The following is a 13,482-nucleotide window of genomic DNA, read 5'->3' as shown; positions in this document are numbered from 1 at the left end:
TGAATTCTTGACTGAGCGCTCGCCATATCGAGTTCTCGATGGGCGCCTTCAAGCGCTTCGTAAAGCCGGCAAGATCCGTTCGACATCGACCGGGTGGGTGCGCGCATGAAGATCACCGACGACATGCTGCCGGCGACGGAGCCATTAATTACTGTCGGCTGAGATTGCGGATAATGTTCCGCCCGAACTCGACACCTACTCGCTTTGCCTCCTCCGCAGTGGCGTATGACTTGTCTGAATCATCACGGCGCGGAAGCACCGGCTCCGCGTCCTTGTAGATCTGAACGCTCAGAACCCAAGAGCTGTCAGGCGCCGGCTGCTCACAATCGACGACAATTTGATAGCCATCGAACTCGTCGATGAAATGCTCAATGCCTCTGCGCATATCCTGCCTCGCGAAATTGATTGATTTTCGCTCGAGTGCTCCCAGCACTTAAGCGTACCGCGTCAACCACTCTTCGGAAAACTGCTTCGCATAGGCGACCGCTTCGGCTTCCGTGTCGAATTCACCGAGCCTTCGAAACGCTGCCTCGCGGCTGAACCCCACCTTCGTCACTTCGACCTGCGCGGCGAACTTGCCGTCGTCGGTCAGGCGTGGCGTGCAGTTCATCTCGTACCCACGCATCAGGAAAACCGTCTTCATCTGGTGCTCGCTGGAAAAATCCGGAGGAATCGTAGCATGTCGACGTCGACACACAACCTGTGGACGACCGCCGAGGCGCGCCTGCTCGGCCGCCTTTATCCGTCTCCCATCCCGGCCAAGGCTCTGTACGCAGCGTTTCCGCGTCATTCGCGTAAGTCTGTCCAGACCTTTGCGACCCGGGTGCTCAAGATCAAGCGGGCGCAGCGCGACTACAGGACGCGCGCGACGCCGGCGTGGGATAGGATGCGCGCGATCCTCGAGCGGGAGCGCCTGACCGTTCGCGAGCTGGTCAACCGCTGCAGCGTCTCACAGCAACGCATCAGCGAGCTGCTGACGATTCACCGCACCGAAGTGCAGATCGTCGACTGGATCCCGCCCGAGGGCCGCGCTCAGTGGCGGGCGGTCTGGGCGGTTGGCACCGGGCCGGACTTACCGTGCCCGGCCGCCATCAAAACCGAAGCTGCTCGCGCGGCACGCGCCGCCATGAAGCGCAATCCATTCCTCGCCGCGGCCGGTCTCGTGACGATCCCCATCGGGGAGCGCGGCCGCGTTTTTCAGCTGCCCATGGACGTCGACGAAGAAGTGCTTGTCGCTTAATCGGAAGTCGGCAACAGCTCACCGGGTCAATCGTCATGGGGACTTGTGACGGCGAGAGAAACCTTCTGGCATTCGGCAACAGCAATTTTGAGCTGCCGTTCGGCTTCAGATGTCGCAAGCGCAGCCATTCCGAACGTTTCCTTCCGTCGATCTGAATTGAGCCTTTCTGTCGAAGACATTAAAGACTCGAGAAAATCGGCCGCAGCTCGCAAATTGTCTCGGCTCCCAGCAAGCCGGAACGCGCAACGGTTTGGCAAGGGAAGCAACTTCACTTGTTCCTCGTCACTGCATACAGTTGTGTCCCGTATGAAGTCCGCGAAGGACCTGAGACTCTCGGGCGCCGCGTCGTGTTTATGCGCGGCATCAATTTTCGCTGCGATGTACCTGACTCGCGCGAGCGCACTTGCAGTTCTAAGCCGCATTGATGCGGCTGTTAGGACCGCAAGTTGGTATGCCTCTTTGTGACGTCTGCGGTCTTCCCGAGTGGCGATCCAAATCGTGGCACCTATCGCGGCTACCGTCCCGACCGTCTGCGCCCAGCTCGCCCAATCGCTTCGGCTGAAGTCTCCCCACGGAACATATTCGTAGCCAAGTACACCGGCCAGCATCGTGATGACGAGTGCCACGTACCTATTGATGACTTTCTCCATCTCTACCCCGTATTTTTCGAGGCATCGTAGCATGAGCGAGAACACAAAAATCGAGTGGTGCGACCACACGTTCAACCCGTGGGAGGGCTGCCAGAAGGTCGGCCCAGGCTGCGATCACTGCTACGCCGAGACGCGCAACGCGCGCTTCGGCGGAGGCACCGCCGTGAACTGGGGGGCCGGCGCGCTGCGCCGCCGCACGTCGCCGGCGAACTGGCGGAAGCCGCTGCAGTGGAATCGCGACGGCACTTTCTACGCGATCCACGGCCGGCGGCAGCGCGTGTTCTGCGCGTCGCTCGCGGACGTGTTCGACAACGCCGTCGATCCAGCGTGGCGCGCGGACCTGTTCCGGCTGATCGCCGACACGCCGAACCTCGATTGGCTACTGCTCACGAAGCGAATCGGCAACGTCATGTCGATGGTCAGCGAAGCCGCTCAGTACCAATTCGACCTCGACTGCATCGAAAGGCCGCGCCTGCACGACAACGTCTCGATCGGCGCGACGATCGTGAACCGCGAAGAGATGCTGCGCGATGCCGAAAAGCTCCTCGCCGTGCCGGCGCGCATGCGGTTCTGGAGCGTCGAGCCAATGCTGAGTGACCTCGGCGAAATCCCTACCGAGCTGATGCCTGACTGGGTCATCTGTGGGGGTGAAAGCGGCGCCAACGCGCGGCCGATGCATCCCGATTGGGCCAGAAATCTCCGCGACCAGTGTGCTGCTGCCGGTGTCCCGTTCCTGTTCAAGCAATGGGGCGAATGGGCGCCGGGCGAAAACTGCGGCGGACCGCCGACGCGCACCGAGCGTGTCGCCGACTGGTTCTGCGACGAATGGTCGTTCAGCACGATGACGCCTGGCGAGCATGACGGCCTGAGCTACGACGACGAGCCGACCGTGTATCGCGTCGGCAAGAAGACCGCCGGCCGCCACCTCGACGGCCGCACGCACGATGAATTCCCGGGGGCTCAGTCGTGAGGATCGCGAGGAAACGGCGGATCTATCGCAAACAACGAAAAAACGTGATCGGTCACTTGCCGGATATGGCCGATCGCTAATCGTGGCTCGATACTCCAGCCCGTCACCGCTCCCGGATCAGCCCCTTCGGGAAAGAGAAAAACGCGCCAGCCGACCCGGTATGCGTGATGATTCGGGAGGCGTTGATTCACCTCGACGATGAACTGCTCACGAGAAATTGCTGGTTTAGACACGGTCCCCTCCGATCACCCTATTTGGGATCACTGTTCTGATTGTCGTAGTCGACGAGCGCCCGCTCCGCAGCAGCAAGATTAGCTCGCGCAAATTCGAGGCCAGAAAACGCTGACTCGTTTGGCGTACGGTCACCAGTTGTTGCCCGTTGCACTGCGGCTTCCGCCACCGCCAAATCCCGCTTTGCCATCGCGACGTCGTGCTCCAGCCGACGTCGCTCTCCGCCAGTTTCCATGAGCCCCCCTATCGCTTTCAGGAATCCTAGCATGACCGAACGCCCTATTCTTTTCAGCGGCCCGATGGTGCGCGCCATCCTCGAAGGACGGAAGACGCAGACGCGGAGCATCATCAAGCTGCCTCACGATAATCCGCTCGGCGTGTGGGAGCCGACGACAGCCGGCGGCGGATCCGTGAAATATGCCGGCGGGACACCCGCGCCCGAGTTGGCGGCGATCTGGCACACGCGCACCGGTGATTGCTTCGTCTGCCCGCATGGCGACGTGGGCGACCGTCTATGGGTTCGCGAGACGCACGAGGTGCGCCGCATCGGTACCGAAACATTCGAGGGTGGCCGGCCGGCGCGGCGCTACGCCGGCATCGCGTACCAGGCCGACAACGGCCGCGCCGAGGTCGACATCGACCTCAACACGTTCCAGGCGCTCGATGCCAAGGAATCACGTGGCTGGACCCCGTCCATCCATATGCCGCGTTGGGCGTCGCGCATCACGCTCGAGATCACCGGCGTGCGCGCCGAGCGACTGCAGAGCATCAGCGAGTCTGATGCGCGCGCCGAAGGCGTGACGATCGAAGACCATCACATCCGCGGCTACAGCGCCGGAGCCTTCCGGCCGCCGAGCATCCGCGCCTTCCATGACCTGTGGGACAGCCTGAACGCCGCGCGCGGGCACGGCTGGGACACGAACCCCTGGGTCTGGGTCGTGGAATTTCGAAGGATCGAACCATGAGCATCTACCTCACCACGCCGGAGCTGGCCGAGCTGGTCGGCTGTAAGCCGCGTAGCCACGCCTGCATGAAACGCTGGCTCGAGCGTAATCACTGGCCGTTCGCTGTCAACATCGCCGGCGTGCCGCTCGTCGCGCGCGAGTACTACGACGCCCGCATGAACGGCACCGCACCGCCATCACCCGCGCGCCGGCACCGCGCCGCCGCGTCAGAAGAACCGAACTTCGCCGCACTCTAATCATGATCGGACGACGCAAGCGGCCGGACGGGCTACCCTTCCGGCTCTACGCTCACTACGGGAAACACAAGGTCAGCTTCGGCTACAAGCTGCCGAACGGCCGCTGGGCGTTCCGCCTGTCGGCGCCGGCGCACAACAAGGAAGCGCTCGCCGAGATCCGCAAGCAGGCGATCGAGCGCGCAGAGGCGCTCAACGGGAACGCGATCGAACCTGGCACGGTCGATGCGCTCGTCGCGCGGTACTTCGAATGGCAGGACGGATTGCCGCACACCGACGAGCGCCGCAAGGCCCAGTCCACCCTGGACGAGAACCGCGTCGAGTCGAAGCGCCTAGTCAAGGTCTTCGGGAAGATGGCGCCGGCCGCGATCAAACCGAAGCACGTCTACGGCTACCTCGACAAACGTGCGCAGCTCGGCGCGCCGGCGAAGGCGAACAAGGAAATCGCCCTCCTGTCGGCGATCCTCGAATACGGCCGGCGCCGCGGCGAGCTCGAAACGAACCCGTGCCGCGGTATCGAGTACAACCCCACGCGGCCGCGCCAGCGGTATGTGCGTCAGGACGAGGTCGATCTCGCGGTGGAAGTCGCGCGGTCGCGCCGAAGCATCGGCGACCAGCACCCGAGTTCCGCGTACCTGATCCTTGCGCTATGCGTGAAGGCCGCCTACCTGACCGTCAGCCGGCCGACCGAGATGCGCGAACTGCACCGCCAGAGCATCCGGCCAGAAGGCGTTGAGGTGCCGATCGGCAAGCGCAAGGCCGGCGAGCAGCAGCGCGTGAAGCTCGTGCTGTGGTCGCCCGAGCTGAAGGCCGTGATCGACGAAGCACTCGCGCTGCAGCGCACGTCGAGCGTGCACGTGTTCGGCAACACCGCCGGCCAGGTGTACACGCGCAGCGGGTGGAACACGAACTGGTCGCGCCTGATGGGATATTGCGAGAAGGAAGCGCAGGCGCGCGGGGTGCCGTTCGAACGGTTCGCGCTGCGCGACATGCGTCCAGCAGCCGTGACCGATCGCCAAGAGGAAGGCGACGATCGCATCATCGACGCGACGGGCCACGCAGATGAGCGCATGGTGCGAAAAACTTACGACCGCCGGCGGCAAAGAAAGGTACGGGCAACACGATAGTTGCCTCAGCGCTACGGCAACAAGTGCCCTTCCGCTGCCTTCAAGTGGCGCGCCATACTCTGCGCCGCAGAATAGGATGCAGTCGACATAAATGCCACAATGCAAGACGAAATCGCATAGAACGCAAAGACGAACGCAGAAAGGCCGCCCATTTCCCATGAGCCTACTGTTTTGCCCGCGATCGCCTGATTCGGCTCAACAATAGAAATCGCTCCCAGCAGACCCAATAGGAACGTAGCCACGACGGCACCAAAAATCGCCGTATGGCGATACCTCACTTCTTCGCGAAAATAGGCAGCACGCGCCTCCGGGCTCTTCTTCAGCGCGGCTACTGTCCGAGCAAACTTCTCCTTCGATTTTTCGGACCGATCCGACCATTTTTTCCCGAAGTACCGAAAGAGTCGATCTAGGCCTCGCGTTGCATAGGCGGCAACGATGCTCAAGAAAATACCCACGGTAACCACCGACAACCACCAATATGGCGAATGCAAGTTTTGCAGAAAGTCGTCCATCGATTCCCCGAAAAATGAGCGCAAAAAAGCCCGCACATCGGCGGGCTTTCGGTACTTCATCTTCCAAATTTTGGAATCTAATCTTCCAAAACTTGTAACACGTCAGCTTGATTCTGCTGCAAGTGCTTGAATTTGTTGGGGTGGCTGATGGGACTCGAACCCACGACGACAGGAATCACAATCCTGGACTCTACCAACTGAGCTACAGCCACCACTGATACTGCTTGCTTCGTTTCGCTGTTTTGTTTCAGCAGCGAAGAACAAGATTATACGAACACTTTTGAATCTTGCAAAGCCTTTTTTTCAAAAATTTCTTCGGCTTCGTTCAGATGCGCGCGGGCCTCGTCGAACACGGCCAGATCGCCGCGTGCGAGCTTCTTGTTGTCGGACAGCACGCGACGCCAGCCGCGTGCACCCGGCATGCCGCGATACAGCCCGAGTGCATGCCGCACGATCGCGCCGAGGTAGGTGCCGCGCTTCAGTTCAGCCGCGCAGTATTCGATCAGTTGCGCTTCGGCCTCTTCGCGCGTCGGCACCGCTGCGGTCGACCCGTAGAAGCGCGCATCGACCTCCGCCAGCACGTACGGGTTGTGATACGCCTCGCGCCCGAGCATCACGCCGTCGACGTGCTCGAGATGCTGCGCGACTTCGTCGAGCGTCGTGATACCGCCGTTGATCACGATCTCCAGCGACGGAAAATCGCGCTTCAACCGATACGCATAGTCGTACTTGAGCGGCGGGATCTCGCGGTTCTCCTTCGGCGACAGCCCCTTCAGGATCGCGTTGCGCGCATGCACGACGAACGTTTCGCAACCGGCCTCGGCCACCGTGCCGACGAAGTCGCGCACGAATGCGTAATCCTCGACCGCATCGACACCGATCCGATGCTTGACCGTCACCGGCACCGACACCGCATCGCGCATCGCCCGCACACAGTCGGCGACGAGCTGCGGCTCGTTCATCAGACACGCACCGAACGCGCCGCGCTGCACGCGCTCGGACGGACACCCGCAATTCAGGTTGATTTCGTCGTAGCCCCACTGCTCGCCGAGTTTCGCCGCGCGCGCGAGGTCGTCCCGCTCGCTGCCGCCCAGTTGCAGCGCGACCGGCGATTCGCTCGGCGTGAATGCAAGATGCCGCTGGGCATCGCCGAACAGCAGCGCACCCGTCGTGATCATCTCCGTATACAGCCACGTATTGCGCGTCAGCGTGCGATGGAACGAACGGCAATGGCGGTCCGTCCAGTCGAGCATTGGCGCGACCGATACACGGCGGGGGGGGAGCGAGGACGGAACGGACATGGAATTCGGGTACAGGCCAAGCGGCACGGAAACAACCGGGTATTTTACCGCAATACCGGCCATACCCACCCGACCCGCGCGCTACCGGTCGTCCAGCTCCGCATCGACCGCCCGGCGCGCCTCGTCGAACACCCGCTCGATCACGCGCCGTTCGGTGAGCAGCATCCCGTCGACCTTGACCAGCCGCCAGTCGATCCGCACGGCATCGCCCTGCAGCACGCGATAGTGCGCATGCTCGCCGTCCCAGACCTGCTCGGTCTTCACCTCGATCTCGAAACCGCGGTACGGCTCGCTGAAATCGCCGAGGTCGCTGCCTCTCGGTTCCATCGCACGCTCCGTGGCGACGCCGCGCCCGGCCGTCTGCGCGGCCGGCGCCGCGCGCTCAATCGTATTCGTCGGACAAAAATGACCGGCCATCGGCCGTCAGGTCGACCCGGTCGGCCGCCGCCTGATAGATCAGCCCGTCATTCAGCAACGCGTAGACGACGTCGTCGAATGCGGCGGGAACCGGCCGGCTGTCGCCGAACTGGTCGATCCATTTCAGCGCCTCGATGGCTTCGGGGGAAAGGATGGGGGTCATGCGTTGGCCTCCGGCATCGGTGTCGTTCCATCCTAGCACTTCGTCCGGAAGTCGAATACCGAGGCAAACGCGCTGCGCGAATGCAATGCGGCGCCGCCGGGCACACTGCCCGCCGACGCCGCATGGGGGCGCGACCCGCGCGCTCAGAGACGCGCGATCGAGACTTCCGTCGACTTCACGAGCGCGACGACTTCGGCACCGACCTTCAGTTCGAGTTCGTCCACCGAACGGGTGGTGATCACCGACGTGACGATGCCGAACGGCGTCTCGACGTCGACTTCGGAGACCACGGACCCGCGAATGATCTCCTTGACCTTGCCCTTGAACTGGTTTCGTACGTTGATTGCAGTGATGCTCATCGGGATGATCGCTCCGAAGAAAAAAGTCTCAGAACGGGCGGCCGAAGCCGCCCGGAATTAAACGGCCCAGCGGATCTGCCCGACCGGTCGAACCTTGTCTGCTTCATGCTCGGCGTCGTGATCGGCCGCGCCGGGGCCGCCGGCGAGCACGCGTTTCAGCACGCGATCCTCCAGCGCCGCGAAGGCGGCCGACGCGCGGGCACGCGGCCGGTCGAGCGGCACCGCCTGGTCGAGCGCCACGCGCCCCTGCTCGATCAGCAGGATGCGGTCGCCGAGCGCGACGGCCTCCTGCACGTCGTGCGTGACAAGCAGCGCAGTGAACCGATGCTCGCGCCACAGGCGCTCGATCAGCGCATGCATCTCGATGCGAGTGAGCGCATCCAGCGCGCCGAGCGGCTCGTCGAGCAGCAGCAGTTGCGGCCGGTGCACGAGCGCGCGGGCCAGTGCGACGCGCTGCCGCTGGCCGCCCGACAGTTGCGCGGGCCAGTCGTTCGCGCGTTCCAGCAGCCCGACTTCGTCGAGCACCGCGCGGGCCTGGTCGCGCGCACCGCGGCCGAGACCCAGCATCACGTTCTGCAGCACGGTCTTCCACGGCAGCAGGCGCGCATCCTGGTACATGATCCGTGTATCGAGCACGCCGCCGCCCTCGCCGCGCGTCACGAGCGCACCGCTGCTCGGCTGCTCCAGCCCCGCGACGAGACGCAGCAGCGTCGATTTCCCGCAGCCGCTGCGGCCGACGATCGCGACGAAGCTGCCGCGCGCGATGCCGAGCTCGACGTCGTCGAGCACCGTGCGCGCGCCGAAGCGCTTGCTGACGCCCGACAGCGTGACCGCATCGTCAGGTGCCGTGCCGCCTGCGCGCCGCCGCGCGAGCGGCACGACCGATGCGCTGCCGTCACGTTCGAGGATCGCCGCGTCACGCGCATCGCTGTCCGCGACGCGGGCCTGCGCCAGTTCGGCCTCGAGGTCTGCGCCGGCGAGCGGGCCGTAGGCGGCCGCCGAAGTCGTCGCATTCATGCCTTTGCTCCTGATTGATAGGCGGGGTGCCAGCGCAGCGTCACGCGCTCGATCCATTTCGCCAGCACATCGGCCAGCTTGCCGAGCACCGCGTACAGCAGGATGCCGACCACCACCACGTCGGTTTGCAGGAATTCACGCGCGTTCATCGTCATGTAGCCGATGCCCGACTGCGCGGAGATCGTTTCCGCGACGATCAGCATCACCCACATCAGGCCGAGCGCGAAACGCACGCCGACGAGGATCGACGGCAATGCGCCGGGCAGGATCACGTCGCGGTACAGCGCGAAGCCGCGCACGCCGTAGCTCTTCGCCATCTCGATCAGGTTCGCGTCGACCGAGCGAATCCCGTGATACGTGTTGATGTAGACGGGGAAGAACACGCCGAGCGCGACGAGGAACAGCTTCGCCTTCTCGTCGATGCCGAACCACAGGATCACGAGCGGGATCATCGCGAGCGCCGGGATGTTGCGGATCATCTGGATCGTCGAGTCGAGCGCGACCTCGGCGGCCTTCGACAGGCCGGTCGCAAGCCCCAGCGCAAGGCCGACGCCACCGCCGATCGCGAAGCCGAACAGTGCGCGCCACGTGCTCACTTTCACGTTCGCCCACATTTCGCCCGACGTCACGAGCGACCAGGCGGCGCGCACGACGGCCACCGGCTCGGGCAGCACGCGGGTCGACAGCCAGCCGGTGCGCGCACCGACTTCCCACACCACCAGCAACGCGAGCGGCACGAGCCACGGCGCGACGCCGCGCCACGCGCGGGCGGCCACGGCAGCGCCCGTCGTCGACGTTTTCGTTGTCATCGCAAGCCTCCGTCGCTCAGCTCTGGCTCGTCTTCGGCAGATAGTTGTTGCCGACGATCTCGCCGAACGGCCCCGACAGCGGACCAGCCGCCTTCTTGACACCCTCGCCCTTGATCAGCGGGAACACGAGTTCCGCGAAGCGATACGACTCCTCGAGGTGCGGATAGCCGGACAGGATGAACGTCTCGATGCCGAGATCCGCGTATTCGCGCATCCGTTCCGCGACCTGCTCGGGATTGCCGACGAGCGCCGTGCCGGCGCCGCCGCGCACGAGCCCCACGCCGGCCCACAGGTTCGGATAGACCTCGAGCGCCTCGCGGCCGCCGCGCTTGCCGCCGTGCAGCGCGGCCATCCGGCGCTGGCCTTCCGAATCCATGTTCGCGAACGCCTTCTGCGCCCGCGCGATCGTGTCGTCGTCGAGCCGGCTGATCAGCCGCTCGGCGTCGCGCCATGCTTCGTCCTCGGTCTCGCGCACGATCACGTGCAGGCGGATGCCGAACTTGATCTTGCGGCCGCGCGCGTCGGCACGGGCGCGGATGTCGGCGATCTTCTTCGCGACGGCCTCGGGCGGCTCGCCCCAGGTCAGATAGGTATCGATGTGATCGGCGGCGATCGCGTGAGCGGCCGGCGACGAGCCGCCGAACCACAGCGGCGGATGCGGATGCTGGACGGGCGGATAAAGCGCCTTGCCGCCTTTCGACTGCAGGTGCTTGCCGATGTAGTCGAACCCGTCGTTGTCGTGCGATGCGGCGAGCAGTCCGCGCCAGATGTTCAGGAAATCGTCGGTGATCTCGTAGCGCGTGTCGTGATCGGCGAACAGGCCGTCGCCTTCGAGCTCGGCCGCATCGCCGCCCGTGACGACGTTGATCAGCAGACGGCCGCCCGACAGGCGGTCGAAGGTCGCGGCCATCCGCGCGGCGAGCCCCGGCGAAGCGATGCCGGGACGCACGGCGACCAGGAATTTCAGGCGCTGCGTCGCCGGAATGAGGCTCGATGCGACGACCCACGCATCCTCGCAGGAACGGCCGGTCGGCAGCAGCACGCCGTCGTAGCCGAGCGTGTCCGCCGCCACGGCGACCTGCTTGAAGTAATCGTAGTCCGCGGCGCGCGCGCCTTCGGCCGTACCGAGATAGCGGCTGTCGCCATGCGTGGGGATAAACCAGAACACATTCATCTGCTGCTCCTGCTTGACTGTCACTGCCGAAATTTGAAAAAAACGTCGCCCTGCTCGCGTCGCGGAGGAGCGACGCATGCATGGTGTGCATTCGAATCGGGATGGCTCGCCGGTCAGGCCGTGCAGCGGACGAGGACGCGATCGCACGGCTGTTTCTGAGGAATCAGTCTAGGGATCGGTACAGGGCTTTGGAACGATTTTTTTGAGCTTAGGTTTTCCGCTTTCGTGATTAGCACGACGCTGGAGCGAATATCGCCGCGGCCGGGCCCTATAATGGCGCACCTATCCGAATAACTCCGCGCATACGGCTTCGGCCGTGCGCGCCTGCGGTGCACTCATCGATGCAGAAAGTCATCCTGCCCTTCCTGTCCGGCTTCCTGGCCGCACTGTTCTTCCGCGAGGCCACGCTCGCCCTCCTCCACACGGCCGACCTGATCGCCGCAACCGGCTTCTCGACACAACCGTTCGCGCCGCTCGGCATTCCTGAATTTGTCGCGAATGCGCTGATCAGCGCGTGCTGCGCGATTCCGATGGCGTGGTTGTTGCGCGTGTCGCCGGAACGCGAAGCATCGTGGATCGGCGCGCTCGTGTTCGGCGGCATCGTGCTGACGGCCGCCCGCGTGTTCGCGATCGATCCGCTGCGCGGCATCTGGCCGTCGGGCAACATGATGCCCGTGCTCGCGGCCGGCTTCGCGGCGAACGCAGTATGGGGCTTCGGCGCGCTGGTGTTCATGCGCGCGTTCATGTCGGACGACGCGGGCGACGAGTAACGTCGGCGCGGGCGACGCGGCCTTCGGGCCCGGACCGGCCGCCATCCATGAAAAAGGCCGCGTGCATCGTGCACGCGGCCTTTTCGTTTCTTCCCCGCGCATCGATCCTTCCGCGCGAATCAGTCTGATCGACGTCAGTCCTTCAGCGCGCGCAGCGGATGCGTGTCGGGCGTCCACGGGCTGTCGAACATCGCGAGCACGTCGGTACGCCCGACGTCGGCGGCCGACTTGAAGCGCCACACCGGCTGGTGATCCTTGTCGACGATCAGCGCGCGCACGCCTTCGATCACGTCGCCGCGCGCAAAGGTCGAGCGCGTGAGATCGAGATCGCGCCGCAGGCAATCGGCCATCGTCGCGCCGCGCGCGCGTTCGACGACTTCGAGCGACACGGCCATCGACAGCGGCGACAACTGCTCGCGCATCGCGTGAGTCGCCTTCTCGATCCACCCGTCGACCGCCGCGCAATCCGGCTCGGCGTCGAGCGACGCGAGGATCGCGTTGAGGTCGGGCTGCGCGAAATGCCGGTCGATCCCGGTGCGCGCGTCGGCGAGCGCCGACGTGTCCGGCGTCGGCACGACCTTGTGCGCGGCGGCCGCGTCGGTCACGCACGCGACGGCCTGCGCACCGCTGTCGATGCGCGTGCCGCGCAGCGTGTCGAGCAGCGCCGGCAGCGCGGCATCGGGCAGATAGACGTCGGCGAGTTGCGCGTACAGCGCGCCGGCCGCGTCGAGCGTCGCACCGGTCACCGCGAGATAGCGGCTGATCGCGCCGGGCGTGCGCGCGAGAAACCAGCTCATCCCGACGTCCGGGAACAGGCCGATGCGTGTTTCGGGCATCGCCATCTTCGTCGAGTCGGTCACGACGCGCAGGCCGCCCGTATGCCGCGCCGCCTGAGAAATCCCCATGCCGCCGCCCATCACGACGCCGTGCATCAGCGCGATGTAAGGCTTCGGATACGTGAAGATCGCATGGTTCAGCGTGTACTCCTCGATGAAGAACGTGTCGACCACATCGCGGTCGCCGCGCTGCCACGCGTCGTGGAAGAAGCGCACGTCGCCGCCCGCGCAGAATGCGCGCGGGTGCGGGCTGTGCACGACGACCGCGACGACGTCGGGATCGTCGCGCCACGCGTCGAGCGCCTGCTGCATCAGCCGGATCATGCCGATCGACAGCGCATTCAGCGCCTTCGGCCGGTTCAGTTCGAGAAAGCCGATGCGGTTCGCGACATAGGCGCGCACGTCGGGCTGGGCGGATTCGGCAGAAACGGCGGCGGAAAGGGAATCGGTCATGAAGGTCATCCGGCAAACGGCGGTCGCACGCTCAGTGCGCCTGCATCTTCGAGAACAGGTTCAGCACCACGACGCCCGCGATGATCAGTCCGAGGCCGATCACCGCCGGCACGTCCGGCACCTGGCGATAGAGCAGCATCGCGACGAGCGTGATCAGCACGATGCCGGCACCCGACCAGACTGCATAGATGATGCCGACGGGCATCGTGCGCAACGTGAGCGACAGGCAGTAGAACGCGACGCCGTAACCGGCGA

19 protein-coding genes and 1 tRNA gene are annotated in these 13,482 nt (G+C 64.7%); 6 read left to right on the top strand and 14 right to left on the bottom strand.

All coding sequences use genetic code 11. From position 1 onward, the window contains the following. Positions 1 to 148: 148 nt before the first annotated feature. The gene (locus tag JMF90_RS05905) at positions 149 to 433 is read right to left on the bottom strand and encodes a DUF6566 family protein (protein ID WP_201316886.1); all 285 of its coding nucleotides are present in this window, start codon (positions 431 to 433) and stop codon (positions 149 to 151) included. After that, entirely contained in the window at positions 434 to 643 is a 210-nt protein-coding gene (locus JMF90_RS05900; RefSeq protein ID WP_201316885.1) for a hypothetical protein, read from the bottom strand. A 36-nt stretch (positions 644 to 679) separates the two neighbouring features. On the opposite strand from JMF90_RS05900, the gene JMF90_RS05895 reads away from it, so the two are divergent. Further along, complete coding sequence (locus JMF90_RS05895) at positions 680 to 1,240, top strand: hypothetical protein (protein WP_201316884.1); 561 nt, start codon at positions 680 to 682, stop codon at positions 1,238 to 1,240. A gap of 681 nt (positions 1,241 to 1,921) precedes the next feature. Beyond that, on the top strand, positions 1,922 to 2,860 hold the full coding sequence (locus tag JMF90_RS05890) for a phage Gp37/Gp68 family protein (protein ID WP_201316888.1): 939 nt from the start codon (positions 1,922 to 1,924) through the stop codon (positions 2,858 to 2,860). Here JMF90_RS05890 and JMF90_RS05885 read toward each other — a convergent pair. After that, positions 2,851 to 3,093 (bottom strand): hypothetical protein, encoded by a 243-nt coding sequence (locus JMF90_RS05885; protein WP_201316883.1) that lies wholly within the window; start codon positions 3,091 to 3,093, stop codon positions 2,851 to 2,853. The two genes, JMF90_RS05890 and JMF90_RS05885, sit on opposite strands and share 10 nt — an antisense overlap. A 264-nt stretch (positions 3,094 to 3,357) precedes the next feature. Here JMF90_RS05885 and JMF90_RS05875 point away from each other — a divergent pair, with 264 nt between their 5' ends. Genes JMF90_RS05875 through JMF90_RS40000 form a run of 3 tightly spaced genes read left to right on the top strand, consistent with a single transcriptional unit; the run spans position 3,358 to position 5,416 of the window. Continuing rightward, the gene (locus tag JMF90_RS05875) at positions 3,358 to 4,056 is read left to right on the top strand and encodes a hypothetical protein (RefSeq protein WP_201316882.1); all 699 of its coding nucleotides are present in this window, start codon (positions 3,358 to 3,360) and stop codon (positions 4,054 to 4,056) included. Then, positions 4,053 to 4,292, top strand: a complete 240-nt coding sequence (locus JMF90_RS05870; protein WP_124503313.1) for a DUF4224 domain-containing protein — start codon at positions 4,053 to 4,055, stop codon at positions 4,290 to 4,292. Before JMF90_RS05875 ends, JMF90_RS05870 begins: the two co-directional genes overlap by 4 nt. Before the next feature lie 2 nt (positions 4,293 to 4,294). Beyond that, positions 4,295 to 5,416: a hypothetical protein gene (locus JMF90_RS40000; protein ID WP_236593001.1), complete on the top strand. Its 1,122-nt coding sequence runs from the start codon at positions 4,295 to 4,297 to the stop codon at positions 5,414 to 5,416. An 11-nt stretch (positions 5,417 to 5,427) separates the two neighbouring features. On the opposite strand, the gene JMF90_RS05860 is transcribed toward JMF90_RS40000, so the two are convergent. From JMF90_RS05860 to ssuD, 9 genes are all read right to left on the bottom strand, one after another. Beyond that, positions 5,428 to 5,928: a hypothetical protein gene (locus JMF90_RS05860; protein ID WP_201316881.1), complete on the bottom strand. Its 501-nt coding sequence runs from the start codon at positions 5,926 to 5,928 to the stop codon at positions 5,428 to 5,430. A gap of 136 nt (positions 5,929 to 6,064) precedes the next feature. Continuing rightward, positions 6,065 to 6,140: transfer RNA gene (locus JMF90_RS05855), tRNA-His, on the bottom strand. A gap of 54 nt (positions 6,141 to 6,194) precedes the next feature. Continuing rightward, complete coding sequence (dusA, locus tag JMF90_RS05850) at positions 6,195 to 7,181, bottom strand: tRNA dihydrouridine(20/20a) synthase DusA (protein WP_027807365.1); 987 nt, start codon at positions 7,179 to 7,181, stop codon at positions 6,195 to 6,197. Positions 7,182 to 7,310: 129 nt separating this feature from the next. After that, positions 7,311 to 7,556 (bottom strand): hypothetical protein, encoded by a 246-nt coding sequence (locus JMF90_RS05845; protein WP_124467789.1) that lies wholly within the window; start codon positions 7,554 to 7,556, stop codon positions 7,311 to 7,313. A gap of 55 nt (positions 7,557 to 7,611) precedes the next feature. After that, the gene (locus JMF90_RS05840) at positions 7,612 to 7,809 is read right to left on the bottom strand and encodes a hypothetical protein (RefSeq protein ID WP_011545313.1); all 198 of its coding nucleotides are present in this window, start codon (positions 7,807 to 7,809) and stop codon (positions 7,612 to 7,614) included. 143 nt (positions 7,810 to 7,952) lie between these two features. Then, entirely contained in the window at positions 7,953 to 8,168 is a 216-nt protein-coding gene (locus tag JMF90_RS05835) for a molybdopterin-binding protein (protein WP_006476104.1), read from the bottom strand. A 57-nt stretch (positions 8,169 to 8,225) separates the two neighbouring features. Continuing rightward, positions 8,226 to 9,185, bottom strand: coding sequence for an ATP-binding cassette domain-containing protein (locus tag JMF90_RS05830; RefSeq protein WP_201316880.1), 960 nt, complete (start codon positions 9,183 to 9,185; stop codon positions 8,226 to 8,228). Next, the gene (gene ssuC, locus JMF90_RS05825; RefSeq protein ID WP_012328410.1) at positions 9,182 to 9,994 is read right to left on the bottom strand and encodes an aliphatic sulfonate ABC transporter permease SsuC; all 813 of its coding nucleotides are present in this window, start codon (positions 9,992 to 9,994) and stop codon (positions 9,182 to 9,184) included. The genes JMF90_RS05830 and ssuC overlap by 4 nt, the downstream gene beginning before the upstream one ends. Before the next feature lie 16 nt (positions 9,995 to 10,010). Beyond that, entirely contained in the window at positions 10,011 to 11,168 is a 1,158-nt protein-coding gene (ssuD, locus tag JMF90_RS05820) for an FMNH2-dependent alkanesulfonate monooxygenase (RefSeq protein WP_034174152.1), read from the bottom strand. A 341-nt stretch (positions 11,169 to 11,509) separates the two neighbouring features. Between ssuD and JMF90_RS05815 the strand changes: the two genes are divergently transcribed. Beyond that, positions 11,510 to 11,938: a hypothetical protein gene (locus tag JMF90_RS05815; RefSeq protein ID WP_006484223.1), complete on the top strand. Its 429-nt coding sequence runs from the start codon at positions 11,510 to 11,512 to the stop codon at positions 11,936 to 11,938. A 134-nt stretch (positions 11,939 to 12,072) separates the two neighbouring features. Here the strand turns inward: JMF90_RS05815 and JMF90_RS05810 are convergent, their stop codons facing one another. Next, complete coding sequence (locus tag JMF90_RS05810; protein WP_201316879.1) at positions 12,073 to 13,227, bottom strand: enoyl-CoA hydratase/isomerase family protein; 1,155 nt, start codon at positions 13,225 to 13,227, stop codon at positions 12,073 to 12,075. Positions 13,228 to 13,258: 31 nt separating this feature from the next. Then, positions 13,259 to 13,482: multidrug efflux SMR transporter (locus tag JMF90_RS05805; protein ID WP_201324987.1), on the bottom strand; the 224-nt coding region annotated here is incomplete at its 5' end.

This window comes from Burkholderia sp. E168m23, from assembly GCF_016586125.1.
In the GTDB taxonomy this organism is placed as follows: Bacteria; Pseudomonadota; Gammaproteobacteria; order Burkholderiales; family Burkholderiaceae; genus Burkholderia; species Burkholderia orbicola.
Note: the sequence above shows the minus strand (reverse complement) of the source record. Positions and strands in the feature narration are given on the sequence as shown.